Annotated in this window: 25 protein-coding genes, 1 tRNA gene and 1 pseudogene; 13 read left to right on the forward strand and 14 right to left on the reverse strand. The window is 68.9% G+C overall.

Features of this window, described 5'->3' with window-relative positions:
- Nucleotides 1–69 precede the first annotated feature (69 nt).
- The 10 genes from NS331_RS08000 to uvrB form a co-directional block, all read right to left on the reverse strand.
- Nucleotides 70–144, reverse strand: a tRNA-Val gene (locus tag NS331_RS08000).
- Nucleotides 145–203: 59 nt separating this feature from the next.
- Entirely contained in the window at nucleotides 204–926 is a 723-nt protein-coding gene (gene dnaQ, locus NS331_RS08005) for a DNA polymerase III subunit epsilon (protein ID WP_058641469.1), read from the reverse strand.
- 58 nt (nucleotides 927–984) lie between these two features.
- Nucleotides 985–1,323 (reverse strand): ISC system 2Fe-2S type ferredoxin, encoded by a 339-nt coding sequence (gene fdx / locus NS331_RS08010; protein ID WP_058641470.1) that lies wholly within the window; start codon nucleotides 1,321–1,323, stop codon nucleotides 985–987.
- Between the two features lie 8 nt (nucleotides 1,324–1,331).
- The gene (gene hscA / locus NS331_RS08015; protein WP_058641471.1) at nucleotides 1,332–3,188 is read right to left on the reverse strand and encodes a Fe-S protein assembly chaperone HscA; all 1,857 of its coding nucleotides are present in this window, start codon (nucleotides 3,186–3,188) and stop codon (nucleotides 1,332–1,334) included.
- An 8-nt stretch (nucleotides 3,189–3,196) separates the two neighbouring features.
- Complete coding sequence (hscB, locus tag NS331_RS08020; RefSeq protein WP_058641472.1) at nucleotides 3,197–3,715, reverse strand: Fe-S protein assembly co-chaperone HscB; 519 nt, start codon at nucleotides 3,713–3,715, stop codon at nucleotides 3,197–3,199.
- A gap of 74 nt (nucleotides 3,716–3,789) precedes the next feature.
- A complete protein-coding gene (gene iscA, locus NS331_RS08025) occupies nucleotides 3,790–4,113 on the reverse strand; it encodes an iron-sulfur cluster assembly protein IscA (protein WP_058641473.1) in 324 nt (107 codons plus the stop codon).
- 37 nt (nucleotides 4,114–4,150) lie between these two features.
- Nucleotides 4,151–4,564 carry a Fe-S cluster assembly scaffold IscU gene (iscU, locus tag NS331_RS08030; RefSeq protein ID WP_058641474.1) on the reverse strand — a complete coding sequence of 138 codons (414 nt, stop codon included), beginning with the start codon at nucleotides 4,562–4,564 and terminating at the stop codon, nucleotides 4,151–4,153.
- A 25-nt stretch (nucleotides 4,565–4,589) separates the two neighbouring features.
- On the reverse strand, nucleotides 4,590–5,810 hold the full coding sequence (locus NS331_RS08035) for an IscS subfamily cysteine desulfurase (RefSeq protein ID WP_058641475.1): 1,221 nt from the start codon (nucleotides 5,808–5,810) through the stop codon (nucleotides 4,590–4,592).
- A gap of 86 nt (nucleotides 5,811–5,896) precedes the next feature.
- Nucleotides 5,897–6,433, reverse strand: a complete 537-nt coding sequence (gene iscR / locus NS331_RS08040; protein WP_017756985.1) for a Fe-S cluster assembly transcriptional regulator IscR — start codon at nucleotides 6,431–6,433, stop codon at nucleotides 5,897–5,899.
- Nucleotides 6,434–6,635: 202 nt separating this feature from the next.
- A complete protein-coding gene (gene uvrB / locus NS331_RS08045) occupies nucleotides 6,636–8,747 on the reverse strand; it encodes an excinuclease ABC subunit UvrB (RefSeq protein WP_058641476.1) in 2,112 nt (703 codons plus the stop codon).
- 147 nt (nucleotides 8,748–8,894) lie between these two features.
- Here uvrB and NS331_RS08050 point away from each other — a divergent pair, with 147 nt between their 5' ends.
- The gene (locus NS331_RS08050) at nucleotides 8,895–10,091 is read left to right on the forward strand and encodes an amino acid aminotransferase (protein WP_058641477.1); all 1,197 of its coding nucleotides are present in this window, start codon (nucleotides 8,895–8,897) and stop codon (nucleotides 10,089–10,091) included.
- Between the two features lie 128 nt (nucleotides 10,092–10,219).
- Here NS331_RS08050 and NS331_RS08055 read toward each other — a convergent pair whose 3' ends face one another.
- Both NS331_RS08055 and xseA read right to left on the reverse strand, forming a co-directional pair.
- On the reverse strand, nucleotides 10,220–10,801 hold the full coding sequence (locus tag NS331_RS08055; RefSeq protein WP_058641478.1) for a superoxide dismutase: 582 nt from the start codon (nucleotides 10,799–10,801) through the stop codon (nucleotides 10,220–10,222).
- A gap of 46 nt (nucleotides 10,802–10,847) precedes the next feature.
- Nucleotides 10,848–12,158: pseudogene (xseA, locus tag NS331_RS08060) on the reverse strand (exodeoxyribonuclease VII large subunit); the annotation flags it as partial.
- A gap of 301 nt (nucleotides 12,159–12,459) precedes the next feature.
- Between xseA and NS331_RS08065 the strand changes: the two are divergent.
- From NS331_RS08065 to adk, 6 genes are all read left to right on the forward strand, one after another.
- The gene (locus tag NS331_RS08065) at nucleotides 12,460–13,104 is read left to right on the forward strand and encodes a MotA/TolQ/ExbB proton channel family protein (RefSeq protein ID WP_058641480.1); all 645 of its coding nucleotides are present in this window, start codon (nucleotides 12,460–12,462) and stop codon (nucleotides 13,102–13,104) included.
- An 85-nt stretch (nucleotides 13,105–13,189) separates the two neighbouring features.
- Nucleotides 13,190–13,648 (forward strand): ExbD/TolR family protein, encoded by a 459-nt coding sequence (locus tag NS331_RS08070; protein WP_058641575.1) that lies wholly within the window; start codon nucleotides 13,190–13,192, stop codon nucleotides 13,646–13,648.
- A complete protein-coding gene (gene lpxK / locus NS331_RS08075) occupies nucleotides 13,645–14,622 on the forward strand; it encodes a tetraacyldisaccharide 4'-kinase (protein ID WP_058641481.1) in 978 nt (325 codons plus the stop codon). The genes NS331_RS08070 and lpxK overlap by 4 nt, the downstream gene beginning before the upstream one ends.
- Nucleotides 14,603–14,785, forward strand: a complete 183-nt coding sequence (locus NS331_RS27110) for a Trm112 family protein (RefSeq protein WP_058641482.1) — start codon at nucleotides 14,603–14,605, stop codon at nucleotides 14,783–14,785. The genes lpxK and NS331_RS27110 overlap by 20 nt, the downstream gene beginning before the upstream one ends.
- The gene (kdsB, locus tag NS331_RS08085; protein ID WP_275936453.1) at nucleotides 14,782–15,528 is read left to right on the forward strand and encodes a 3-deoxy-manno-octulosonate cytidylyltransferase; all 747 of its coding nucleotides are present in this window, start codon (nucleotides 14,782–14,784) and stop codon (nucleotides 15,526–15,528) included. Before NS331_RS27110 ends, kdsB begins: the two co-directional genes overlap by 4 nt.
- A 144-nt stretch (nucleotides 15,529–15,672) precedes the next feature.
- Nucleotides 15,673–16,329, forward strand: a complete 657-nt coding sequence (gene adk / locus NS331_RS08090; protein WP_058641483.1) for an adenylate kinase — start codon at nucleotides 15,673–15,675, stop codon at nucleotides 16,327–16,329.
- 81 nt (nucleotides 16,330–16,410) lie between these two features.
- Here the strand turns inward: adk and NS331_RS08095 are convergent, their stop codons facing one another.
- A complete protein-coding gene (locus NS331_RS08095) occupies nucleotides 16,411–17,331 on the reverse strand; it encodes an asparaginase (protein ID WP_058641577.1) in 921 nt (306 codons plus the stop codon).
- Nucleotides 17,332–17,456: 125 nt separating this feature from the next.
- On the opposite strand from NS331_RS08095, the gene lexA reads away from it, so the two are divergent.
- The 4 genes from lexA (at nucleotide 17,457) to NS331_RS08115 (ending at nucleotide 20,917) form a co-directional block, all read left to right on the forward strand.
- Nucleotides 17,457–18,146 (forward strand): transcriptional repressor LexA, encoded by a 690-nt coding sequence (gene lexA, locus NS331_RS08100; protein WP_058641484.1) that lies wholly within the window; start codon nucleotides 17,457–17,459, stop codon nucleotides 18,144–18,146.
- A 134-nt stretch (nucleotides 18,147–18,280) separates the two neighbouring features.
- Nucleotides 18,281–18,631 (forward strand): hypothetical protein, encoded by a 351-nt coding sequence (locus NS331_RS08105; protein ID WP_058641485.1) that lies wholly within the window; start codon nucleotides 18,281–18,283, stop codon nucleotides 18,629–18,631.
- A gap of 115 nt (nucleotides 18,632–18,746) precedes the next feature.
- Nucleotides 18,747–19,754: a D-2-hydroxyacid dehydrogenase family protein gene (locus NS331_RS08110; protein ID WP_058641486.1), complete on the forward strand. Its 1,008-nt coding sequence runs from the start codon at nucleotides 18,747–18,749 to the stop codon at nucleotides 19,752–19,754.
- Complete coding sequence (locus NS331_RS08115) at nucleotides 19,751–20,917, forward strand: MFS transporter (protein ID WP_058641487.1); 1,167 nt, start codon at nucleotides 19,751–19,753, stop codon at nucleotides 20,915–20,917. Before NS331_RS08110 ends, NS331_RS08115 begins: the two co-directional genes overlap by 4 nt.
- A gap of 111 nt (nucleotides 20,918–21,028) precedes the next feature.
- Here NS331_RS08115 and NS331_RS08120 read toward each other — a convergent pair whose 3' ends face one another.
- The gene (locus NS331_RS08120; protein WP_058641488.1) at nucleotides 21,029–23,032 is read right to left on the reverse strand and encodes a type IV pilus assembly protein FimV; all 2,004 of its coding nucleotides are present in this window, start codon (nucleotides 23,030–23,032) and stop codon (nucleotides 21,029–21,031) included.
- Nucleotides 23,033–23,349: 317 nt separating this feature from the next.
- Here NS331_RS08120 and NS331_RS08125 point away from each other — a divergent pair, with 317 nt between their 5' ends.
- Together NS331_RS08125 and NS331_RS08130 are read left to right on the forward strand one after the other, a co-directional pair.
- Complete coding sequence (locus NS331_RS08125; protein ID WP_058641489.1) at nucleotides 23,350–24,129, forward strand: oxepin-CoA hydrolase, alternative type; 780 nt, start codon at nucleotides 23,350–23,352, stop codon at nucleotides 24,127–24,129.
- 60 nt (nucleotides 24,130–24,189) lie between these two features.
- Nucleotides 24,190–24,909: a Crp/Fnr family transcriptional regulator gene (locus NS331_RS08130; RefSeq protein ID WP_058641490.1), complete on the forward strand. Its 720-nt coding sequence runs from the start codon at nucleotides 24,190–24,192 to the stop codon at nucleotides 24,907–24,909.
- Nucleotides 24,910–24,914 lie beyond the last annotated feature (5 nt).

Genomic DNA, 24,914 nt, shown 5'->3' on the forward strand with positions numbered 1-24,914 from the left:
CATCGTCCTACGCCAAGCGGACGAAAAAAAAAACGCCACCTGGTGAAGGTGGCGTTTTTTCTGGATCGGTGGTGGGCGGTGAGGGCTTTGAACCCCCGACCCCAGCAGTGTGAATGCTGTGCTCTACCCCTGAGCTAACCGCCCTTGAAGCGCGTCTTTCGACTTGCTTCGTGTTTTCGTGCATTGCTGCGCGAAGCCTTAGATTATGCCATGCTTTTTGGCTCTTGCAACAGAAATATCGTTTTTCCGTTGCTGGCCTTGTCGAGGTCGGCCAGAACCTGTGCATGGGCCGCGAGCTCGCCCTCCGTCGCCATCAGCACCGGCAGCGTGAACTGGCGCAGATCCACATCGACGACCACGCCCGCATCGTCGTTCTCACCCGTGTCGATGTCGATCAGCAGGGCGTCCTGACCGCGCGTGAGGTTGATGTAGACATCGGCCAGCAGCTGCGCGTCCAGCTTGGCGCCGTGGAAGGTGCGGTTGGAGCGGTCGACGCCGAAGCGGTCGCACAGCGCGTCGAGCGAGTTGCGCTTGCCCGGGAACAGCTGCTTCGCCATGACCAGGGTGTCCGTCACCTCGGCCACATACTGCCGCAGCGGCGCCAGGCCGGCCAACTCGAATTCCTTGTTCAGGAAGCCGACGTCGAAGGCGGCGTTGTGGATGATCAGCTCGGCGCCGCGCAGGTACTCCACCACGTCGCGCGCCATGGTGGCGAACTTCGGCTTGTCGCGCAGGAACTCGGTGGTCAGGCCGTGGACGCGCAGCGCATCCTCATGGCTCTCGCGCTCTGGGTTGAAATACAGATGCAGGTCGTTGCCGGTCAGCTTGCGGTTGACCAGTTCGACGCAACCCAGTTCGATCACCCGGTCGCCGTTCTCGGCGGACAGGCCCGTGGTTTCGGTGTCGAGAACGATCAGGCGCGACATGCTGCGGCCTCCTCCAGCCGGAACGCGGACGACAGGGTGGACAGGACGCGGGCCATGTTCAATGGTTTTCCTTGGCGTGGTTGATCGTGTACTTGGGAATCTCCACGGTCAGGTCCTTCTGCGCCAGGATGGCCTGGCAGGACAGCCGCGACTGCGGCGTCAGGCCCCAGGCACGGTCGAGCAGGTCTTCCTCTTCTTCCTCGGCCTCGTTCAGGGATGCGAGTCCCTCGCGCACGATCACGTGGCAGGTGGTGCAGGCGCAGCTCATTTCGCAGGCATGCTCGATGGGAATGCCGTTCTCGAGCAGCGCCTCGCAGATGGACGTACCGGCCGGCGCCTGGATCTCGGTGCCCTGGGGACAGTATTCGGCGTGGGGAAGGATCTTGATGGTGGGCATGGGGATCGTCAGACGGATTCGATGCTGCGGCCGGCCAGCGCCTGGGCGATGCCCTGGTTCATGCGCTGGGCGGCGAAGGCCTCGGTGCCGCGCGCCAGCGCCTCGGTCGCCTCGGTGATGGCGGCCTTGTCGTTGCCATCGCGCAGCGCGTCGAGTGCGGCCAGCAAGGCGTCGATGGCCGCGCGCTCGGGCGGCGACAGCAGCGCGCCGTCGGCCGCCAACGCGCTGCGCGTGGCCTGGCGCATGCGGTCGGCCTCGACGCGCGCCTCGATCAGCGCGCGCTGCTGCATGTCGTGCTGCGCGGTGGCGAAGCCCTCCTGCAGCATGGTCGCGATCTGATCGTCCGACAGGCCATAGGACGGCTTGACCGTCACGCTGGCCTCGACGCCGCTGCTCTGCTCCCTGGCCGTGACGGACAGCAGCCCATCGGCGTCGACGGTGAAGGTGACGCGGATGCGCGCCGCGCCGGCCGCCATGGGTGGAATGCCGCGCAGCGTGAATCTCGCCAGGCTGCGGCAGTCGGCCACCAGGTCGCGCTCGCCCTGCACCACATGCAGCGCCAGGGCCGTCTGGCCATCCTGGTAGGTGGTGAAGTCCTGCGCCATCGCGGTCGGGATGGTGGTGTTGCGCGGCACGATGCGTTCCACCAGGCCGCCCATGGTCTCCAGGCCCAGCGACAGCGGAATCACGTCCAGCAGCAGCAGGTTGCCCGCGCCATCGTTGCCCGCCAGCTGGTTGGCCTGGATGGCGGCGCCCAGCGCCACGACTTCGTCGGGATTGAGGTTGGTGAGCGGCGGCTGGCCGAAGAAGCCGGCGACGGCCTCGCGGATCTGCGGCATGCGCGTGGCGCCACCGACCAGCACCACGCCCTGCAGTTCGCCGGGCGCCATCCGCGCGTCGCGCAGTGCCTTGCGCACGGCCGCCAGGGTGCGCTGGGTGAGCGCATGGGTGGCCGCGTCGAAGTCCACGCGGGCGATGTCGAGCCGATGGGTGCGGCCGCCGAATTCGACGTCCAGCACGGCGGCCTCGGCGTCGGTCAGCGCCTCCTTGCAGCGCCGCGCGGCGACGAGCAGCCGGGCGCGCTCCTCGTCACTGGCGGGCGTGGCGCCGATGCGCGCCGCGGCGAGGTCGGCCAGTGCATGGTCGTAGTCGTCGCCGCCCAGCGCCGAGTCGCCGCCGGTGGCGATGACCTCGAACACGCCCTGCGTCAGCCGCAGCACGGAGATGTCGAAGGTGCCGCCACCCAGGTCGTACACGGCATAGACGCCCTCGCTGCCGTTGTCCAGGCCGTAGGCGATGGCCGCCGCGGTCGGCTCGCTGATGAGGCGCAGCACGTTCAGGCCGGCCAGCTGGGCCGCATCCTTGGTAGCCTGCCGCTGGCCTTCGTCGAAGTAGGCGGGCACGGTGATGACGGCGCCGTACAGATCGCCGTCGAAGGTGTCCTCGGCGCGGTAGCGCAGCGTGGCCAGCACCTCGGCGCTGACCTCCACCGGCGACTTGGCGCCTGCCACCGTCTGCACCTTGACCATGCCGCCTTCGTCCACCAGGGTGTAGGGCATGGCGGCGCGGTTGGCCACGTCATCGAGGCCTCGGCCCATCAGCCGCTTGGCCGAGGTAATGGTGTTGGCGGGATCGGTGGCGCGCGCTTCCAGCGCCGCGAAACCGATCTGCCGGCGCTTCGCATCCAGGTAGCGCACCACCGAGGGCAGGATCACCCTGCCCTGCTCGTCGGGCAGGCATTCGGCCACGCCGTTGCGCACCGCGGCCACCAACGAATGCGTGGTGCCCAGGTCGATGCCGACGGCAATGCGCCGCTGGTGCGGATCCGGCGCCTGGCCGGGTTCGGAGATCTGAAGAAGTGCCATGGAGAAAACTATTGTCCCAGCCGGTCGAGCCGCTCATCGAGCTCGCCCGAAAAGCGTTCGATGAACATGAGGGCTCTCACCTGCTGGGCGGCGGCCGGATAGTCGCCCTTTTCGTCGATCAGCCAGTCGAGGCTGGACAATGCGCGGGCCCGCGCCGCCTGGACCTGCTGCTGCAGCGCGTCGAGCGCCGCCGCATCACCGGCCTCTTCGAGCTCTTCGCGCCAGCTCATCTGCTGCATGAGGAAGTCGGCCGGCATCGCGGTGTTGTTCTCGGCCTGGATCGGCGCGCCGTGCATTTCGCACAGGTAGGCGGCGCGACGCAGCGGGTCCTTCAGGCGCTGGTAGGCCTCGTTGATGCGCACCGACCATTGCATGGCCAGCCGCTGCGCGGCCGCGCCCTGGCTGGCGAAGCGGTCGGGATGGGCCTCGCGCTGCAGTTCCTTCCAGCGCGCATCGAGGGCCGAACGTTCCTGCGCGAAGGTCGGTGCCACTGCGAACAGCGTGAAGTCATCGTCGGTCAACTGCATCGGCCACTCCTCGTGCTGCCAAGAAAAAGCCGCCAGGCCCTTGCGGGTGGCGGCCCGGTGGTCCAGCGTGCGCGTCAGACGCGGAAGCTCTCGCCGCAACCGCAGCGGTCGCGCTCGTTCGGATTGTTGAAGCGGAAACCCTCGTTCAGGCCTTCGCGCACGAAGTCGAGCTCTGTGCCGTCGATGTAGGCCAGGCTCTTGGGATCGACCAGCACCTTCACGCCGTGTTCTTCGAAGACCACGTCTTCGGGCGACAGCTCGTCCACGTACTCCAGCTTGTAGGCCAGCCCCGAGCAGCCCGTCGTCTTGACGCCGAGCCGCACACCGACGCCCTTGCCCCGCTTGCTGAGGTAGCGGGTGACGTGGCGTGCAGCGGCCTCGGTCAGCGTGATCGACATTGCGCGCGCGTCCTTGTTGTCGGGGTTCGTCGGGTGCTCAGGAGGCCACGGCCTCGGCGCCGGTCTTGGCGGCGGCCTTGGTGCGGTAGTCGTCCACCGCGGCCTTGATCGCGTCCTCGGCCAGGATCGAGCAGTGGATCTTGACCGGGGGCAGCGCCAGCTCTTCGGCGATCTGCGCATTCTTGAGCGATGCCGCCTCGTCCAGCGTCTTGCCCTTCACCCATTCCGTCACCAGCGACGACGAGGCGATGGCCGAGCCGCAGCCGTAGGTCTTGAAGCGCGCATCCTCGATCACGCCGGTCTGCGGGTTGACCTTGATCTGCAGCTTCATCACGTCGCCGCAGGCAGGCGCGCCCACCATGCCGGTGCCGACGGTGTCGTCGCCCTTGTCGAAGGAGCCGACGTTGCGGGGGTTTTCGTAGTGGTCGATGACCTTGTCCGAATAAGCCATGGGGTCCTCTTCTTTCTTTGTGGATTCAGTGGGCGGACCACTGGATCGTGCTCAGGTCGACGCCATCCTTGTACATCTCCCACAAGGGGCTCAGCTCGCGCAGCTTGGCCACGTTGTGACGGATGGACGCGATGGCGACGTCGATTTCTTCCTCGGTCGTGAACCGGCCGATGGTCATGCGCAGGCTGCTGTGGGCCAGCTCGTCGCTGCGGCCCAGGGCGCGGAGCACATAGCTCGGCTCCAGACTGGCGGAGGTGCAGGCCGAACCCGACGACACCGCCAGGCCCTTGATGCCCATGATCAACGACTCGCCTTCGACGAAGTTGAAGCTGATGTTCAGGTTGTGCGGCACCCGGTGCGTCAGGTCGCCATTGATGAACACCTGCTCGATGTCCGACAGGCCGTCGATCAAACGCTTCTGCAGCGCGCGCGCCTTGGCGAGATCCTGCGCCATTTCTTCCTTGGCGATGCGGAAGGCCTCGCCCATGCCCACGATCTGGTGCGTGGGCAGCGTGCCCGAGCGCATGCCGCGCTCGTGGCCCCCGCCGTGCATCTGGGCTTCCAGCCGCACGCGCGGCTTGCGGCGCACGTACAGCGCACCGATGCCCTTGGGGCCGTAGGTCTTGTGCGAAGCCAGGCTCATCAGGTCGATGGGCAACTGCGTGACGTCGATCTCGACCTTGCCGGTGGCCTGCGCCGCGTCGACGTGAAAGATCACGCCCTTCTCGCGGCAGGCATTGCCCAGCGCCACCATGTCCTGCACGACGCCGATCTCGTTGTTGACGAACATCACGCTCGCCAGAATGGTGTCGGGACGGATGGCGGCCTTGAACTTGTCGAGGTCCAGCAGTCCGTTTTCCTCGACCTCGAGATACGTCACCTCGAAGCCCTGGCGCTCCAGCTCGCGCATGGTGTCCAGCACCGCCTTGTGCTCGGTCTTGACGGTGATGAGGTGCCGACCCTTTTCCTTGTAGAAATGGGCCGCACCCTTCAGCGCCAGGTTGTCGGATTCGGTGGCGCCCGAGGTCCAGATGATCTCGCGCGGATCGGCATTGATCAGGGCGGCGACGTCGCCGCGGGCCTTCTCCACTGCCTCTTCGGCCTCCCAGCCCCACGCATGGCTGCGCGAAGCGGGGTTGCCGAAATGCTCACGCAGCCAGGGAATCATGGCGTCGACCACACGCGGGTCGACCGGCGTGGTCGCGCCGTAATCAAGATAGATCGGGAAATGAGGAGTGACGTCCATGGCTCGCTCGTGCTGGCGTGGATACGGAAACGATCACGAACGGAAGAGCCGGCAGCGACAGGCCGCCGCGGCTCGCCCACCGTGCATCAGGACTTGGCGAAGGCGTTGCCGAGGGCGAACACCGAGTTGGGTGCGTTCACCCGGATCGGCTTGACCACCGGCTGGCTCGAGATCGCCCGCTTGACGGCCGGCTTGTTCTCGACCTGCACGCCCTTGGCGATCTGGTCGTCCACCAGCTTCTGCAGCGTGACGGAATCCAGGAACTCGACCATCTTCTGGTTGAGCGAGGCCCACAGCTCGTGCGTCATGCAGCGGCCGGCTTCGCCCATGCAGTTTTCCTTGCCGGCGCAGTGGGTAGCGTCGATCGGCTCGTCCACCGACACGATGATGTCGGCCACGGTGATGTCTGCCGCCTTGCGGCCCAGCGAATAGCCGCCGCCGGGGCCGCGGGTGGACTCCACCAGTTCATGGCGGCGGAGCTTGCCGAACAGCTGTTCCAGGTAGGACAGCGAAATCTGCTGCCGCTGGCTGATTGCGGCCAGCGTGACAGGACCGGAGTTCTGGCGCAGTGCCAGGTCGATCATGGCGGTGACCGCAAAACGGCCTTTGGTAGTGAGACGCATCGCAAGCTCCTTCAATTGGCTTACCGTTAAACAACACCTGGGACCCACAGGATCCGGTGGCGCCCGTCTCCGCCCTGCCCGGTATCCCACCCATGCAAAGGTAGGAGCCGGCCCTTCATCGCGAAGTTCTTTTTTCTTGAGTGTTTCGCTCAAGTATAACAGAAACCCCGAACCTTGCTCGGGATAGCGCGGGTTTTTCCTCTCACTTGCGCCCGCCGACCGGCAGCACGGCGATGTTGTCCCCGCCTGCCGCGCCGAAGGCCTGCTCGCGCAGCATCGACAGCTGGTCGCGCACGCGCGCCGCCTTTTCGAACTCGAGGTTGCGGGCGTGCTCGAGCATCTGCTTTTCCAGCCGCTTGATTTCCTTGGCCACGTCGCGCTCGCTCATGTCCTCGACGCGGGCGCGCTCGACCTCGCGCTTGCCCGCCTCCTTGGCCGACTTTTCGCCGTAGACGCCGTCGATCAGCTCGCGCACCTGCTTGACGATGCTCCGCGGCACGATGCCGTTGGCCTCGTTGAAGGCGATCTGCCGCTCGCGGCGGCGCTGCGTCTCGCCGATGGCCTTGTTCATGGACGCCGTGATGGTGTCGGCATACAGGATGGCCTTGCCGTGCAGGTTGCGCGCGGCGCGACCGATCGTCTGGATCAGGCTGCGCTCGGCGCGCAGGAAGCCTTCCTTGTCCGCATCCAGAATGGCGACCAGCGACACCTCCGGAATGTCCAGGCCCTCGCGCAACAGGTTGATGCCCACCAGCACGTCGAAGGCACCCAGGCGCAGGTCGCGGATGATCTCCACCCGCTCCACGGTGTCGACGTCGCTGTGCAGATAGCGCACCTTCACGCCGTTGTCGCCCAGGTACTCGGTGAGTTGCTCGGCCATGCGCTTGGTCAGCGTGGTGATCAGCACGCGCTCGTTCTTCTCGACGCGGATGCGGATCTCGCCCAGCACGTCGTCCACCTGGTGGGTGGCGGGACGCACCTCGACCTCGGGATCGATCAGGCCGGTCGGCCGCACCAACTGCTCGACCACCTGGCCGGCATGCTCCTGCTCGTAGGCGGCAGGCGTGGCCGAGACGAAGATGCACTGGCGCATGCGCCGCTCGAACTCCTCGAACTTGAGCGGCCGGTTGTCCAGCGCCGAGGGCAGCCGGAAGCCGTACTCGACCAGCGTGGTCTTGCGCGCCCGGTCGCCGTTGTACATGGCGGCGAGCTGGCCGATCATCTGGTGGCTTTCGTCCAGGAACATCAGCGCGTCCTTGGGCAGGTAGTCCGTCAGCGTGGCCGGCGGATCCCCGGGCGCGGCGCCGGACAGGTGGCGGGTGTAGTTCTCGATGCCCTTGCAGTGGCCGATCTCGGCCAGCATCTCCAGGTCGAAACGGGTGCGCTGCTCCAGGCGCTGCGCTTCCACCAGCTTGCCGGCGCCCACCAGTTCCTTCACCCGGTCGGCCAGCTCCAGCTTGATGGTGTCGACGGCGCGCAGCGTCTTGTCGCGCGGCGTGACGTAGTGGCTGGACGGGTAGATGGTGAAGCGCGGAATCTTCTGCCGCACACGGCCGGTGAGCGGGTCGAACAGCGACAGGCTTTCGATCTCGTCGTCGAACAGCTCGATGCGAATGGCCAGTTCGCTGTGCTCGGCCGGGAACACGTCGATGGTGTCGCCGCGCACGCGGAAGGCGCCGCGCGAGAAGTCCTGCTCGTTGCGTGTGTACTGCATGCGGATGAGCCGGCCGATCACGTCGCGCTGGCCGATCTTGTCGCCCACGCGCATGATGAAACGCATCTCGGTGTAGTCCTCGGGGGCGCCGATGCCGTAGATGGCGCTGACCGTGGCCACGATCACCACGTCCCGCCGCTCCAGCACGCTCTTGGTGGCGGACAGCCGCATCTGCTCGATGTGCTCGTTGATCGACGAGTCCTTCTCGATGAACAGGTCGCGCTGGGGCACGTAGGCCTCGGGCTGGTAGTAGTCGTAGTAGCTGACGAAGTACTCCACGGCGTTCTTGGGGAAGAACTCGCGGAACTCGCTGTACAGCTGCGCAGCCAGCGTCTTGTTGGGCGCGAACACGATGGCCGGCCGCCCCAGGCGGGCGATGACGTTGGCCATGGTGTAGGTCTTGCCGGAGCCCGTCACGCCCAGCAGGGTCTGGAAGACCTCGCCGTCCTGCACACCCTCCACCAGCTGCTCGATGGCCTTGGGCTGGTCGCCGGCCGGCGGATAGGGCTGGAACAGCTCGAAGGGCGAATCGGGATAGCGGACGAATTCGCCCTGGCGCGGGGCGGCGGCATCGTCGGCGGTCTGAAGGTCTGCGGTCATGGGGTGTGGCTCCGGGGGACAGCCGGGGAGATGCGGGGCGGCCGGTAAAATTCCAAGCGAACCGGCAAGGCTAACCCCAAAGCGCCGGCTCTGCACCCAGCCTCGCCGGACGCGAGGCTCGCCTCAGCATCCAAAGGACTTTCCTCCATGTCTCTCTTCTCCGCCGTCGAGATGGCGCCGCGCGACCCCATCCTGGGTCTGAACGAACAATTCGCCGCCGACACCAACCCCCACAAGGTCAACCTGGGCGTGGGCGTGTACTACGACGACAACGGCAAGCTGCCGCTGCTGGAGTGCGTCAAGAAGGCAGAAGCCGACATGATGAAGGCCCCCTCGGCCCGCGGCTACCTGCCCATCGACGGCATTGCCGCCTATGACAATGCCGTCAAGGCGCTGGTCTTCGGCGCCGACAGTGAGCCCGTCAAATCCGGCCGCGTGGCCACCATCCAGGCCCTGGGCGGCACCGGCGGCCTGAAGGTCGGCGCCGACTTCCTCAAGAAGCTCTCGCCCTCGGCCAAGGTGCTGATCAGCGACCCGAGCTGGGAGAACCACCGCGCCCTGTTCGCCCAGGCCGGCTTCGAGGTCGGCAGCTATGCCTACTATGACGCGGCCAAGCGCGGCATCGACTTCGACGGCATGCTGGCCGCCCTGCAGGGCGCGGCCGCCGGCACCATCGTCGTGCTGCACGCCTGCTGCCACAACCCGACCGGCTACGACCTCACGCCAGCCCAATGGGACCAGGTGGTCGAGGTGGTCAAGGCCCGCCAGCTCACGCCCTTCCTGGACATGGCCTACCAGGGCTTCGGCTTCGGCATCGCCGAGGACGGCGCCGTCATCGGCAAGTTCGTCGCCGCCGGCCTGACCTTCTTCGTCTCCACCTCCTTCTCCAAGAGCTTCAGCCTGTACGGCGAGCGCGTGGGCGCCCTGTCGGTGCTGTGCGAGAGCAAGGAAGAAGCCGCGCGCGTGCTGTCGCAACTGAAGATCATGATCCGCACCAACTACAGCAACCCGCCGACGCACGGTGGCGCCGTGGTGGCGGCCGTGCTGGGCAATCCCGAGTTGCGCGCGCTGTGGGAGCAGGAACTGGGCGAGATGCGCGTGCGCATCAAGGCCATGCGCCAGAAGCTGGTGGACGGCCTCAAGGCCGCCGGCGTGAAGCAGGACATGGGCTTCATCACCAGCCAGATCGGCATGTTCAGCTACTCGGGCCTGACCAAGGACCAGATGGTGCGCCTGCGCAACGAGTTCGGCGTGTACGGCACCGACACCGGCCGCATGTGCGTGGCCGCACTCAACAGCAAGAACATCGAGCACGTCTGCGCGAGCATCGCCAAGGTGGTCTGACGCCCCTGGCGCAGCCGCTTCTTGCAGAGGCGGCTGCGAACCAAAGAAAAAGGCAACGAGGGTGACCGCGCTGCCTTTTTCTTTGGCGCCTGCCGGCATGGCACCGGCAGGCCTTATTCACCCGGCAATCAGGCGAAATTCTTCTCGGCGAATTCCCAGTTGACCAGCTTGGCCAGGAAGGTCTCGACGAACTTGGGACGCAGGTTGCGGTAGTCGATGTAGTAGGCGTGTTCCCAGACGTCGACGGTGAGCAGGGCCTTGTCGTCGGTGGTCAGCGGCGTGCCGGCGGCACCGGTGTTGACGATGTCCACGGAGCCATCGCCCTTCTTCACCAGCCAGGTCCAGCCCGAGCCGAAGTTGCCGACGGCGGACTTGACGAAGGCTTCCTTGAAGGCGTCGTAGCTGCCCCACTTGGCCTCGATGGCCTTGGCCAGTGCGCCGGAGGGCGTGCCGCCGCCTTGCGGCTTCATGCAATTCCAGAAGAAGGTGTGGTTCCAGATCTGGGCGGCGTTGTTGTAGATGCCGCCGCTGGACTTCTTCACGATGTCTTCGAGCGGCATGCTCTCGAACTCGGTGCCCTTCTGCAGGTTGTTCAGGTTCACCACGTAGGCATTGTGGTGCTTGCCGTAGTGGTACTCCAGCGTCTCCTGGGAGTACTCGGGGGCCAGGGCGTCCATTGCGTACGGCAGGGGGGGCAGAACATGTTCCATGTGTGGCTCGTTCGTGGGTTGGTTGACAGAAAACCCGTCGATTCTAGGAAGGATTGCCCGGGCTGACGTCGGACGAGGTCCCTTGCTGGACGGCGGTCACCTGCAAGGTGGCGCTGCCGTCGGCCAGCGTGGCGCGCACGCCGTCGCCCGGATGCAATTGCGCCGTGCGGGTGATGGTGCGGCCGCGGCTGTCGGCCAGCCAGGCATAGCCGCGCTGGAGCACGACGGCCGGGTCCAGCAGTTGCAGACGCAGTGCCGCGCGCTCCAGCCGGTCGGCGCGGCCACGCAGGCTCGCCGGGGCCGCGGCCGCCCAGCGGGCAGCCACGCCGTCGAAGCGCCGCTGCGCCTGGTGCACCGAGGCGGTGGTCGCCCGCTGCAGGCGCTGGTGCCATTGCGCCAGCACGGCCTGCTGGCGCGCGGCCAGGCTGGAGGGGCGGCCCAGGCGGGCGGCCGCGGTGTCCAGCCGCTGCGCCAGGCGGTCGAGGCGGCCTTGCAGCGCGTCCAGCAACGCTTCCTCCAGGGCATCCAGGCCCTGCAGCCAGCCGTCGCGCGACGGCGCCACCAGTTCGGCCGCGGCCGTGGGCGTGGGCGCCCGCAGGTCGGCGCAGAAGTCGGCGATGGTGAAGTCGGTTTCATGGCCCACGCCCACCACCACCGGCACGCGGCTGGCGACGATGGCCCGGGCCAGTTGCTCGTCGTTGAAGGCCCAGAGGTCTTCGATCGAGCCGCCGCCGCGCACGACGAGGATGGCATCCGGCAACGGGTCGAGCTGCTGCAGCGCCTGCAGGCCGGCGATCAGTTCGGCCGGGGCCTGGGCGCCCTGCACCGAAGCGGGGGCCAGCAGCACCTCCACGTGCGGGGCGCGGCGGCGCATCGCCGTCACCACGTCGTGCAGCGCCGCGGCACCGCGCGAGGTGACCAGGCCCACGCGCCGCGGGAACACCGGCAGCGGACGCTTGCGTGCGGCGTCGAACAGGCCTTCGGCTTCGAGCTTGGCCTTGCGCTGCAGGAACTGCTCGAAGAGCGTGCCCTGCCCCGCGCGCCGCATGCTCTCGACCACGAGTTGCAGGTCACCGCGCGGCTCGTACACCGCCAGCCGGCCGCGCACCTCCACCAGATCGCCATCGCGCACGTCGAAGTCGAGCAGCGAGGCGGCGCGCCGGAACATGGCGCAGCGCAGCTGGCCCTGGCCGTCCTTGAGCGAGAAGTAGCAATGGCCGCTGCCGGCGCGCGAGAAGCTGCCGATCTCGCCCTGCACGGTCACCGGATTGAAGCGGGCGTCCAGCGCATCGGCCACGGCGCGGCACAGGGCGCCGACGGCCCAGACGCGAGACTGGGGGACCAGGCCCTCAGCCACGGCAGGCCTCGCCGTCCCATCCACAGCGGCCCGGCACGGCGGCCGGTGCCGCCGAAGGGCCGCAAAGCCACGGCTTCTGGTGCAAGTGGTTGATAACGCTGATGAATGTGCTGCTCAAAATCTGGTCGTCCTGACGGGATGCCCGTCGGCAGTGGGTTCGGCGAAGTTGCTCCGGGGGTTAGCCACAAAGTTATCCACAGAAAATGTGGGTGGCGGGACGGCGCCGCGGGCGGCGCCCGAAAAACATTCGGTCATAATTTTCGGCCGTTGGCGAGCGCACCATGACCGCGCAGGAGGCCCCTTGTTTTCGATCTTAGTCGCCGCAGGCTGGCCCGTTGTGCCGCTGCTTCTGTGCTCGGTCATCGCGACCGCCCTCGTCATCGAACGCTTCATCAGCCTGAAGTCGTCCAAGGTGCTGCCACCCCAACTTCTGGGCGAAGCGATCGGCGTCTCTCAGGGCAGCATTCCGTCGCCCGACGTGGTGGCCAAGCTGGAGCGCAATTCCGCGCTGGGCGAAATGCTGGCCGCCGGCTTCCGCGCCGCGCAGGCGGGCGGCCCGGCCACCGCCGACGACCTGCGCGCCGCCATGGAAAGCACCGGCCGCGCCATCGCCCACCGGCTGGAGCGCTACCTCCCGGCGCTGGCCACCATCGCCTCGGCGGCACCGCTGCTGGGCCTGCTGGGCACGGTGATCGGCATGATCGAGATTTTCGGCTCGCAGGCACCCGGCGCGGGCGGCGGCGGCAACCCGGCGCAGCTGGCGCACGGCATCTCCATCGCGCTGTACAACACGGCCTTCGGCCTGGTCGTCGCGGTGCCCACGCTGATCTTCTGGCGCTACTTCCGCACGCGCGTCGACGGCTATTTGCTGCACATGGAGCTGGCAGGCGACCGTTTCGCCGAACACCTGTCGCGCATCCGCCCGGGCGCCGGGTCCGCGCCATGATGGCGCACGCAGCGAAGGCGCGCGCATGAGCGTGCAGTTGCCCACCACCGGCGCGGCCGATCGCGCCGGCACCGGCCGCCGCCGCATGCGCCTGCGCAGCGGCTCGCGCGACGAGCCGGAGATCAACCTGATCCCCTTCATCGACGTGCTGCTGGTGATCCTCATCTTCCTGATGCTGTCGACCACCTACAACCGCTTCACCGAGATGGAGGTGCGCCTGCCCACGGCCGATGCCGAGCCCAGCACCACGCGGCCGCGCGAGGTGATCGTCGCCGTCGCCGCGGACGGACGCTACGCGGTCAACCGGCAACTCGTGGCCGACCGCAGCGTCGAGGGCCTGGCGGCCGCGCTCAGCGGCTTCGCCAAGCCCGAGGCCGGCGGCAACGGCGCCAACGGTGGCGGCGGCAACAACACCATCCTCATCATCAGTGCCGACGCCGCGGCGCCGCACCAGGCGGTCATCACGGTGATGGAGGCGGCGCGCCGCGCCGGGCTGATGCAGATCACCTTCGCCACCCAGACCACGGGCAAGGCGGCCCGCTGAGCGCCGTGCACGCCTGGGAACGCCGCGGCGCGCAGGCCTGGCTGCTGCGGCCGGTGGCGGCGCTGTTCGGCCTGCTGGCCGCGGCGCGGCGCCTGGCCTACGCGCGCGGCTGGCGCCGCACGGACCGGCTGCCGGTGCCGGTGATCGTCGTCGGCAACGTGATCGCCGGCGGTGCCGGCAAGACGCCGGTGGTCATCGCCCTGGTCCGGCACCTGCAGGCGCGCGGCCTGCCGGTGGGCGTGATCTCGCGCGGCCATGGGCGCCGCACGCGCGACGGCCGGGCGGTGGCGGCGGACAGCGATCCGCGCGACGTGGGCGACGAACCGCTGCTCATCCACCGTGCCACGGGCGCGCCCCTGGTGGTCGATGCCGACCGCGCGGCCGCTGGCCGGCGCTTGCTGACCCTGCATCCGGAGGTGCGCGTGGTCGTCGCCGACGATGGGCTGCAGCACCTGGCCCTCGGCCGCGACATCGAGATCTGCGTCTTCGACGACCGCGGCGTCGGCAACGGCTGGCTGCTGCCGGCCGGACCGCTGCGCGAGCCCTGGCCCCGCCGCTGCAACCTGGTGCTGCACACGGGCGAGCGGCCCGCCTTCGCGGGCCACCGTGGCCATCGGCGGCTGGCCGACGTCGCGCTGGATCGAGAAGGCCGGAAGGTGCCGCTCGCGTCGCTGGCCGCCCGCGACGACCTCGCCGCCGTGGCCGGCATTGCGCGGCCGGAACGCTTCTTCGACATGCTGCGGGCCCGGGGCCTGAGTCTGCGGACGTGCATCGCCCTGCCCGACCACCACGACTTCAGCGGCTGGACGCCGCCGCCGGGCCTGCAACTGCTGTGCACCGAGAAGGACGCGGCCAAGCTGTGGCCGGTCGCACCCACGGCGCTGGCCGTGCCGCTGCAGTTCGACATCGACCCGGCCTTCTTCGCCGCGCTCGACGCACGGCTATCATCCTTCGATGGATTCCAAGCTGCTTGAACTGCTGGTCTGCCCGGTCACCAAGGGACCGCTGCAATGGGACGCCACGCGCCAGGAACTGTGGTCGCGCAGCGCCCGGCTCGCCTACCCCGTGCGCGACGGCATTCCGGTGATGCTCGAGAACGAGGCCCGCCCGCTGACGGACGACGAACTCGGGCTGTGAGCTACGCGGTCCTCATCCCGGCGCGCATGAAGTCGACGCGTCTGCCGGACAAGCCCCTGGCCGACATCGGCGGCTTGCCGATGGTCGTGCGCGTCGCGCGCCAGGCCGCGCAGTCGGGCGCCGGCACCGTGTGCGTGGCCTGCGACGATGCGCGCATCCTCCAGGCCTGCGAGGCGGCGGGCGTGCGCGCCCTGCTCACCCGCGCCGACCATCCGAGCGGCAGCGACCGCCTGGCCGAGGCCTGCAGCCTGCTGGGCCTGGCCGACGACACCATCGTGGTCAACGTGCAGGGCGACGAGCCGCTGATCGATCCGTCCCTCATCGATGCCGTCGCCGGCTCGCTCGCCACAAGGCCCGAGGTGCCGATGAGCACCGCCGCCCATCCCATCCACGATGCGGCCGACTTCGCCAACCCGAACGTGGTCAAGGTGGTGCTCGACGCGGCCGGCCACGCGCTCTACTTCAGCCGCTCGCCGCTGCCCTTCTGGCGCGACGGCGGCCTGCCGCCGCAACCGCCGCAGGAAGCGCCGGCGCTGCGCCACATCGGCATCTATGCGTACCGGGCCGGCTTCCTGCGTGCCTTTCCGCAGCTTCCGCCGTCGCCGCTGGAGCGCATCGAGTCGCTGGAGCAGTTGCGCGTGCTGTGGCACGGCCACCGCATCGCCGTGCACGTCACCGGGCGCGCGCCCGGCACGGGCGTCGACACGCCCGAGGACCTGGCACGGGTCCGCGCGCAGTTCTGAGGGCGCGGCGGCCCCGTCGGGCCCGCGTCACGCACGTTCAATCCCGCGGCTGTAGGAAGGGGCCGCGTGCTATCCTCGACCGGATGGTGCGCCCGGGGGAGCCGGCGCCGCACGACGATTTCAAGAAAAGCATCCGAGGACACCATGAGACTCATCCTGTTGGGCGCGCCGGGCGCCGGCAAAGGCACGCAGGCCACCTTCATCTGCCAGAAGTTCGGCATCCCGCAGATCTCCACGGGTGACATGCTGCGTGCCGCCGTCAAGGCCGGCACGCCCCTCGGACTGCAGGCCAAGGCCGTGATGGATGCCGGCGCGCTGGTGAGCGACGACCTGATCATCAACCTGGTCAAGGAGCGCATCGCCCTGCCCGACTGCGCCAACGGCTTCCTGTTCGACGGCTTCCCGCGCACCATTCCGCAGGCCGACGCCATGAAGGCGGCCGGCGTCAAGCTGGACTACGTGCTCGAGATCGACGTGCCCTTCTCGGACATCATCGAGCGCATGAGCGGCCGCCGCTCGCACCCGGCGTCGGGCCGCACCTACCACGTGCGCTTCAACCCGCCCAAGGTGGAAGGCAAGGACGACGTCACGGGCGAAGACCTGATCCAGCGCGAAGACGACAAGGAAGAGACCGTGCGCAAGCGCCTGGACGTCTACAGCCAGCAGACGCGCCCGCTGGTGGACTATTACGCCAAGTGGGCCGAGCAGGATCCGGTCAACGCGCCCAAGTACCGCGCGATCAGCGGCGTGGGCTCGGTCGACGAGATCACGCGCCGGGCGATGGCCGCACTGTCGGACTGACAGCAGCGCGGGCGCGGCATGCCGCGCACCGCCCCAGCACGAAAAAGCAAGGCTGGCCGACGAGGCCGGCCTTTTTCGTTTTCAGGCCTCGGGCATCAGCCGCAGCATCAGGGCGATGCGGGCCTTGACGGGCGACAGGTCGAAGGCGTCGGGCCAGCGTGCGCCGTCCGACGCAAGCACCGCCCCATCGGCGCAGCGCGTGGCGCGCAGCACGGCCAGTCCCGCCTGCTGCGCGCGCACCAGCGCCGCGTCCACGGCTTCATGCACCGTGCCGTTGCCGGTCGCGGCCACCACCAGGCCCTGCACCCGGCCGGTCTGCACGAGGGCATCGACCACCACGGCATCCGCCCCCGCATGGCAGGCCACGATCTGCACGGATGGCCACCGGTCGGCTGCAGGCAGCGCCCGGACCCGCAGGCGCGGGATCCAGGGCACGGTGGCCCAGGGCCTGGTCAGCCGCACGCGGCCCTCCTCAACGTAACCCAGCGGCCCACCCTCGCCGGATGAAAAGGCATCGAGCCGATAGGTGTGCACCTTGCGCACCGCACGGGCCAGGTGGACCGTGCCGGCGCACACGGCCAGCACGCCGCGCGCATCCCTGGCCGCCGCCACGGCCAGGGCGTCCTGCAGGTTCTGCGGTCCGTCGGGTGCCGCCGACGTGGCCGGCCGCATGGCGCAGGTCAGCACCACCGGCTTGTCGGCCTGCAGCACCTGGGCCAGGAAGAAGGCCGTCTCCTCCAGCGTGTCGGTGCCGTGCGTGACGACGATGCCACGCACGGACGGGTCGTCCAGCCAGTGCTGGCAGCGCAGGGCCAGCGCGTGCCAGTGCGCGTGCGACATGTCCTTGCTGTCGATGTTGCAGACCTGCTCCGCCACGAGGGTCAGGCCTGCCGGCGCGGGCACGCCGGCCAGCAGCGCACCCACCTCGACCTGCCCGGCCACGTAGCCGAGGTTGTCGCCCGCGCTCGCGGCCTTGCCCGCGATCGTGCCGCCGGTTCCCAGCACGACGATGCGGCTGGAAAAAGCTGAGGAGTGGTCAGGACTTGTCAATGGTTTGAAAACTGGTTAAAAATACAGATACTGGATGTGCACACAGTACGTGCATCAACGATGGAGCCGCAGCCGCCATGCTTAAAGTGCCCACGACCGCTTCGGTCAAGCTTACCGCCCGCCAGCAACAGATCCTCGAGCTCATCCGCAGCGCGATGGCGCGCACCGGCGCGCCGCCCACGCGGGCCGAGATCGCCGCCGAACTGGGCTTCAAGTCCGCCAACGCGGCCGAGGAGCACCTGCAGGCGCTGGCCCGCAAGGGCGTGATCGAACTGGTGAGCGGCACGTCGCGCGGCATCCGGCTCAAGGGCGAGGCGCTGCGCAACCTGCAGGAATCGCGCACATCGCAATTCTCCCTGCCCATTCCCGGACTGTCGCAGCTCTCGCTGCCGCTGGTGGGCCGCGTCGCGGCCGGCGCACCCATCCTGGCGCAGGAGCATGTGGACCAGACCTACTACGTCGAGAGCACGCTGTTCCAGCACCGCCCCGACTACCTGCTCAAGGTGCGCGGCATGTCGATGCGCGACGCCGGCATCATGGACGGCGACCTGCTCGCGGTGCAGAGCACCCGCGAGGCGCGCAACGGCCAGATCGTGGTGGCCCGGCTGGGCGACGAGGTGACCGTCAAGCGCCTCAAGCGCCTCAAGGACGTGGTGGAACTCCATGCCGAGAACCCCGACTACCCCACCATCGTCGTGCAGCCCGGGGAGCCTTTCGAGATCGAGGGCCTGGCCGTCGGCCTGATCCGCAACACCATGCTGATGTAGGCACGCCGCTGCTCACTTTCTGCCCCTGCGCCAGGTGGCGGGCGTATGGCCAACGAGGCCATCACCCTGGCGCAGCGGGCTTCGTCCGCAATCCTGCCTGTGTCCAAACCCCTTTCCGCCTTCAGGAGTTCAACATGGGAACCGCTCTGCTCGCCTTGTCCAGCCTTTTCGCGCCGATCCAATCCTGGGTCAGCCGCCATGCCGATGCACGCCGTGGCGCCGCCATCGACGATGCCGACCTGCGCTACGTGACGGTGCTGCCCCATCACCACCGCCGCCCGGCGAGCGCCAACGAAGGCGTGCGCCGCACGGCCGCACGGCCGCTGCGCGTGGTTCGGGTGGTGGAGCCTGGCGAGCGCGGCCGCGCCGGCTCGCGCCTGGTGATCGCCGGCCGCATGGCCGACGTGTGCGCCGAACTCGACCGCTTGGTCGAGAAGGAATTGCGCGACGCCACGGTGCGCCCTTGCGGCACGCCGCTGCATTGAGCGCCTGAGGCATAAGCCCGGCCGGTGCTTGCCGCACGGCCGGTCTCCGCGCGGGGCGCTCGCCCTTTTCGAAGGCAGCGGGAGGCTTGGCGGCCCAAAGGCAAAATGGGCAGCCATGAACATCGTGATCCTCGACGACTACCAGGACGCCGTGCGCAAGCTGCGCTGCGCCTCCAAGCTGGATGCCTACACCGCCAAGGTCTACACCAACACGGTCAAGGGCATCGGCCAACTGTCCGTCAGGTTGCGGGACGCCGACGTGATCGTGCTGATCCGCGAGCGCACCCAGATCTCCCGCCAGCTAGTCGACAAGCTGCCCCGGCTCAAGCTGATCTCGCAGACCGGCCGGGTCGGCGGCCACGTGGACGTCAATGCCTGCACCGAATACGGCGTGGCCGTGGCCGAGGGCACGGGCTCGCCGCTAGCGCCGGCGGAGCTGACCTGGGCGCTCATCATGGCCGCCATGCGCCGCCTGCCGCAGTACATCAGCAACCTCAAGCACGGCGCCTGGCAGCAGTCGGGCCTCAAGTCCGCTTCGATGCCGCCCAACTTCGGCCTGGGCTCGGTGCTCAAGGGCAAGACGCTGGGCATCTGGGGCTATGGCCGCATCGGCCAGCTGGTGGCGCGCTATGGCCAGGCTTTCGGCATGCAGGTGGTGATCTGGGGCCGCGAGGCCAGCTGCGAACGCGCCCGCTCCGACGGCTTCCAGACGGCGCCGAGCCGCGAGGCCCTGTTCGAGATGTCGGACGTGCTGACGCTGCACCTGCGGCTGAACGACGACACGCGCGGGCTGGTCACGCTGGAAGACCTGTCGCGCATGAAGCCGACCTCGCTGTTCGTCAACACCAGCCGGGCGGAGCTGGTGGAGTCCGACGCGCTGCTGGCGGCGCTCAACCGCGGCCGCCCCGGCATGGCGGCCATCGACGTGTTCGAGAGCGAGCCGCCGCTGCAGGGCCATGCGCTGCTGCGGCTGGAGAACTGCATCTGCACGCCGCACATCGGCTACGTGGAGCAGGAAAGCTACGAGCTCTACTTCGGCCAGGCCTTCGACAACGTGGTGAGCTTCATCCGCGGCAACCCCACCAACATCGTCAATCCCGGGGCGCTGCAGGTGCGGCGTTGAGCCGGGAGGCGCGCTGGCCCGGCGCGCTGTGGGCCCTGCTCTTCGGCAATTTCGTCATCGGCACCGGCGTGATGGTGGTGCCCGGCACATTGCCGGAGCTGGCCGCATCCTTCCACACCTCGATCGCGGCCGTGGGCCAGCTCATCACGGCGGGTGCGCTGGTGGTGTGCGTCGGCGCGCCGCTGCTGGCCGGCCTGGTGGCCGGCTGGGACCGCCGGCGCCTGCTGGCCCTGTCGCTGGCCTGGTTCGCCGCGGGCCACCTGCTCTCCGCCCTGATGCCCTCGCTGGCCAGCCTGCTGCCCATGCGCATGGCCACGCTGGTCGCGCCCGCCGTCTTCACGCCGCAGGCGGCGGCCTGCGTCGGCCTGCTGGTGCCCCCGCACCGGCGCGCGGCGGCGGTGGCCTTCATCTTTCTCGGCTGGTCGCTGGCCTCGGTGCTGGGCCTGCCGCTGGCGGCCTACGTGGGCGGCCATTGGGGCTGGCGCGCGGCCTTCGGCCTGATCGGTCTGGGCACCGCCATCGCGGCGCTGTGGGTATGGCGCACGATGCCGAATGGCGTGCGGCCGCCGCCGCTGTCGCGCGAGGGCTGGATGCAGGTGCTGCGGCATCCCCTGCTGATGCCGGTGGTCGGCATCACGCTGTTGCAGGCGGCCGGGCAGTTCGTGCTGTTCAGCTACATCGGGCCGGTGCTGCTGCAGCAGCTGCGGGCGACCGCCGGCGAGCTGAGCCTGATGTGGCTGTGGCTGGGCGTCTGCGGCGTGGTGGGCAACGTGCTCGCCACGCGCCACATGGACCGGCTGGGCAGCGCCCGCATGGCCATGGTGGCGATGGCGCTGATCAGCCTGAGCCTGCTGCTGTGGCCCCTGGGCATCGCCCTGGGTTGGGCGATGCTGGCGGCGGTGATCCTGCCCTGGGGCCTGGGCTGCTTCGCGGCCAATTCGTCGCAGCAGGCGCGGCTGGTAGGACTGGCGCCGGGACTGGCCTCGGCCTCCATCGCGCTCAACAGCTCGGCGATGTACATGGGCCAGGCGGCAGGTGCGGCGCTGGGCGGCTGGCTGCTTGCCCGAGAGGCGTCGTCGTGGATGAACTGGTGCGGGCTGGCCTGCCTGCTGCTGGCGATGCTCGTCAGCGTTCGCCTGGACGCCCGCCGGGCGCCTGGCTGAGCAAAGCACGCCACACGGAACGGACGCGGGAGAGGTACGCAGGCCGCGCGCCGTCATGGCAGCGCCCTCGTCCCGTTGCGCCCGGCTGCGCTGCGCCGGGCCCTCCACCGCTCACTTGTCGCCCGACGGCTTCCTGATGGAGTTGCCCGGCTTGATGCTGTCCTCGATTTCCGGATCGAAGAGCTGGAAGTCCGGCGGCACCGGCTCGAAGTCGTTGGGCACCGCGGGTGCCGCATCGGCCGCGGGTGCGGCGGCGTCACGTCGGGTGGCTGCGGCGGGCGCCTGCGTCGGCGTGTCGCGCCGCAGCGCATGCGGAATGGTGTCGATGGTCGACGCCTCCAGGTCGGACAGGTCGAAGTCGATCGTGCCCGGCGCGGGCGTGGGCACCGGGGCAGCCGCAGGCGCGGCGGCACCCGAGGCGGTCTTGGGCATGGCCGCGTCCGAGCCGACCAGGGGCGAAGCGACGCCCGAGGCGGCCTGCCCCGCCTGCGACAGCGGCAGCGGTGCCGTCGGCGGCTGGGCCATGGGCATGGAAGGGCTCAGCAGCGCCATCGCCGAGGTGGCGGCGCCGTCGCCGCCCATGGCGATGTGCTCCTGCGCCGCACCGTAGAGCGACAGCAGTTCGCGATAGGCCGGCAGGTCGAAGGGCGCGCGGCCGTGGGCATCGGCCGGCTGGAACAGGAAGCCCTCGATCACGCCCAGCACCTCACGGTGCGGCCAGGCCTGCTCGATGCGCTCGACCACCTCCGGATAGCCGGCCAGCGACAGGCCGCTTTCCGAGAAGTCCTCGTAGGAAGGCAGGTCGACACCCAACGCCTTGCGGCACTCGCGGCGGGTGGTGTTGTAGTCGGTATCGCGGCCCTGCGAATGCAGCAGGCGCAGCAGCTCCATGTACATGAGCGGACTGGTGTTGCCGTACTCGTCCAGATGGTCGGCCAGCACGGCCACGGCCTGATCGACCTGGCCGAGGGACATGCAGAACTCAGCCTGCTGCTGCACGTCCAGGAGCTTGTCGGCGCTCACCGGCTCGCCCGCCTTGGGCGGCAGCGTGGAGATGGTGTCGGGACCGCGGTCGGATGCCACGGCAGCGGCGCCGGCAGCCACTGCGGCCGTCTTGACGGCCGCGTCCGACGTCGCAGCGTTGGGCGCGTCGACGGACGGCTCGCCCGATTGCCACCAGGTGGCTTCTTCGGCCTGCTTGCGCGAACGGCGCCACAGCAGGCCGACCAGCACGGCAAGCAGCGCCAGCAGCAGGAGCAGCGGCCAGAGCCACCAGGGTCGCTCCTCCGCGGCCTGGCGCGCCTGCGACAGTTCGCCGCGCAGGCCTTCGATGGTGCGGTCCCGCTGCGCGACCTGGGTGCGCAGTGTCTCGGCCTGCCGCTGGGCGGCCTCGAGCTCGGGCGCGCTGGCAGCGGACTCGGGCGCACTTGCGGCGCCGACGGGTGCAGCGGCAGCGGCCTCGATGTTCTGGATGCGGGTGGCGATCTTCAGCCAGGTGGGGGGCAGCGTGTAGTCCTCCGCGGCCACGCTGGCGCCCGCCGTCGCGGCCGCCGCAGCCGCGGCGCCGGCCGTGCGCGGATCGAGCGCATCGACGCGCAGCCGGGGACTGGTGTTGCGCTGCGCCGGCACGGCGGAGCGGGCCGCGCCACCGGCCTGCCGGGGCGTGCCCGATTCGCGCGGGCGAACCGACTCGGCCCGTCCGCTGCCACCGCTGCTGCGCCCATTCTGGCGGGGCGCCACGGCCGCGGGCGGCAGCGCCGAGCCCTGTGCGCGGCCGGTGGGCGCGGTGATGGCCGACACCGGCGGCGGGTCGGCCAGCAACGCGAACTCGCGCACCATGCTGGAAGAACAGCCCACCTTGACGCTCACGGTGACCACCGGCTCGTCCATCGGCCGATTCGAGCGGATGCGCAGCCACGGCGCTTCCGAAGACGGGCCGGGCTCCACGCTGGTGATCACGGCGCTGTCGGGCAGGCGGTTCTCGCCCAGCTTCACGCTGACCGAGGGGCAGGCACCGCCAGCGTCCTGCAACTGGACGGGCACCCGCAGGTCGAGTGGCATGCCGATCCATACCTTGCCCTCGGGGCGGCCGATCGTCAGTGCCGAGGCGGGCATCGGCAACGCAAGGCCGAGTCCGAGTACAAACGAAACAATTGACGCGGAATTCGGAGGCACGGCCACGAGTGGGGAGGAAGTAGAAGGTTCAAATATTTTCACATTCCACCGGGGCTTCTGGAAAAAGAAGATGAGCATTTCTAACATTTTGTTGCGCCGACCCGCCGATTACGGAGCCCAGGCGCTGATGGATGTGTCGCGGCGGAAGGCTCTGCCTGAAACCACGCCGCATTCACAATCTTCGCCGCTTCCTCCCTATCAGAGACAGAACCCATGCCATTCCTTCCCTCATGTTTCATTGCCGCGGAGCTTCACAGATGAGCGCAGAGCTGAAAAGCACCACGCAGGACCGCACGATGGTGCTGACCCTGTCCAATCCCTCGCAGCGCAACGCGCTTGGGCCGGAAATGTACGCCGCCGGTGTCGAATCATTGCTGGGCGCCGGCAACAATCCTGACGTCCGCTGCGTCGTGCTGGTCGGCGAAGGTGCCTGGTTCTGCGCCGGCGGCTCGCTGCAGAGGCTGCAGGCCAACCGGGCCCGCGACCCCAGTGTGCAGGCCGAGAGCATCGATGCGCTGCACAGCTGGATTGACGCCATACGCAGCTTTCCCAAGCCGGTGATCGCCGCCGTGGAAGGGGCCGCCGCAGGTGCCGGCTTTTCGCTGGCCATGGCCTGCGACATGGTGGTGGCCGCACGGGACGCGGTGTTCGCCGCCTCGTACAGCAACGTTGCGCTGTCGCCCGACGGCGGGCTGAGCTGGCACCTTGCGCAATGGCTGCCGCGCCAGCTGGCCAGCGAGTGGCTGATGAACGGCGAGCGCATCGGTGCCGACCGGCTGCACCAGCTGGGCCTGGTCAATCAGCTCACCGACAGCGGGCAGGCCCTGGCGCAGGCCATGCAACTCGCACAGAAGCTGGAGCGGCGCGCGCCCAATGCCCTGGCCAGCATCAAGGAGCTGCTCGGCGAGGCGCGCGGGCGGTCGCTGGGCGACCACCTCACGCAGGAGCGCGAGCACTTCGTGCGCAACCTCCACCATGCCAACGCAGGCATCGGCATCGGCGCCTTCCTGTCCAAGACCTCTCCCGACTACCAATGATGGCGCGCCCGGTCGCCCCTGCGACAAGGCTCCGCGATTCAGTCACCGACAAGACAAGCCATGGATGACCCCATTCTTACCATCGACGAAAGAGAAGCCATCAACAGTGGCCGCTGGTTCACCTCCCTCTCCCCTTCGCTCCGTCACGACATCCTCCGATGCGCCTTCGTCAAACGCTACAAGGACGGCGACCTGATCGCCGCCCGCGGCGATCCGCCCGACCAGTGGATCGCCTGCGCCAAGGGCGCGGTGCGCGTGAGCTCGACGGCCGTCTCGGGCAAGCAGGTGACGCTGACCTATGTGGAGCCGGGCATCTGGTTCGGCGACGTCGCCTTCTTCGACGGGGACCGGCGCACGCACGATGCCTATGCGCATGGCGACACCACCATCCTGTGTGTCGCCCGGGCGGACTTCCACAAGATCCTCAGCACGCACGTGGAGTTGTACGAAGCGCTGATGCGGCTGCAGGCACGGCGCATCCGCACGCTTTTCGGTCTGGTGGAAGACCTCAACACGCTGCCGCTTCGCGCCCGCCTGGCCAAGCAGCTGGTGCACTTGGTGCGCAGCTATGGCGTGCCCAATCTGGCGGATGCCAGCCAGACACGCATCGGCCTGCAGCTCGCCCAGGAAGAGTTGGCCCAACTGCTCGGCGCCTCGCGCCAGCGTGTGAACCAGGAACTCAAGACCATGGAGCGCGAAGGTGCGATCCGCATCGAGCCCGCCGGCCTGGTGGTGCTGGACCGCGACGCGCTCACGCGCATCTCGCAGGCCGACAGCTGAGCGGC

It is taken from the genome of Pseudacidovorax intermedius (assembly GCF_001476815.1).
GTDB lineage: Bacteria > Pseudomonadota > Gammaproteobacteria > Burkholderiales > Burkholderiaceae_C > Xenophilus > Xenophilus intermedius_A.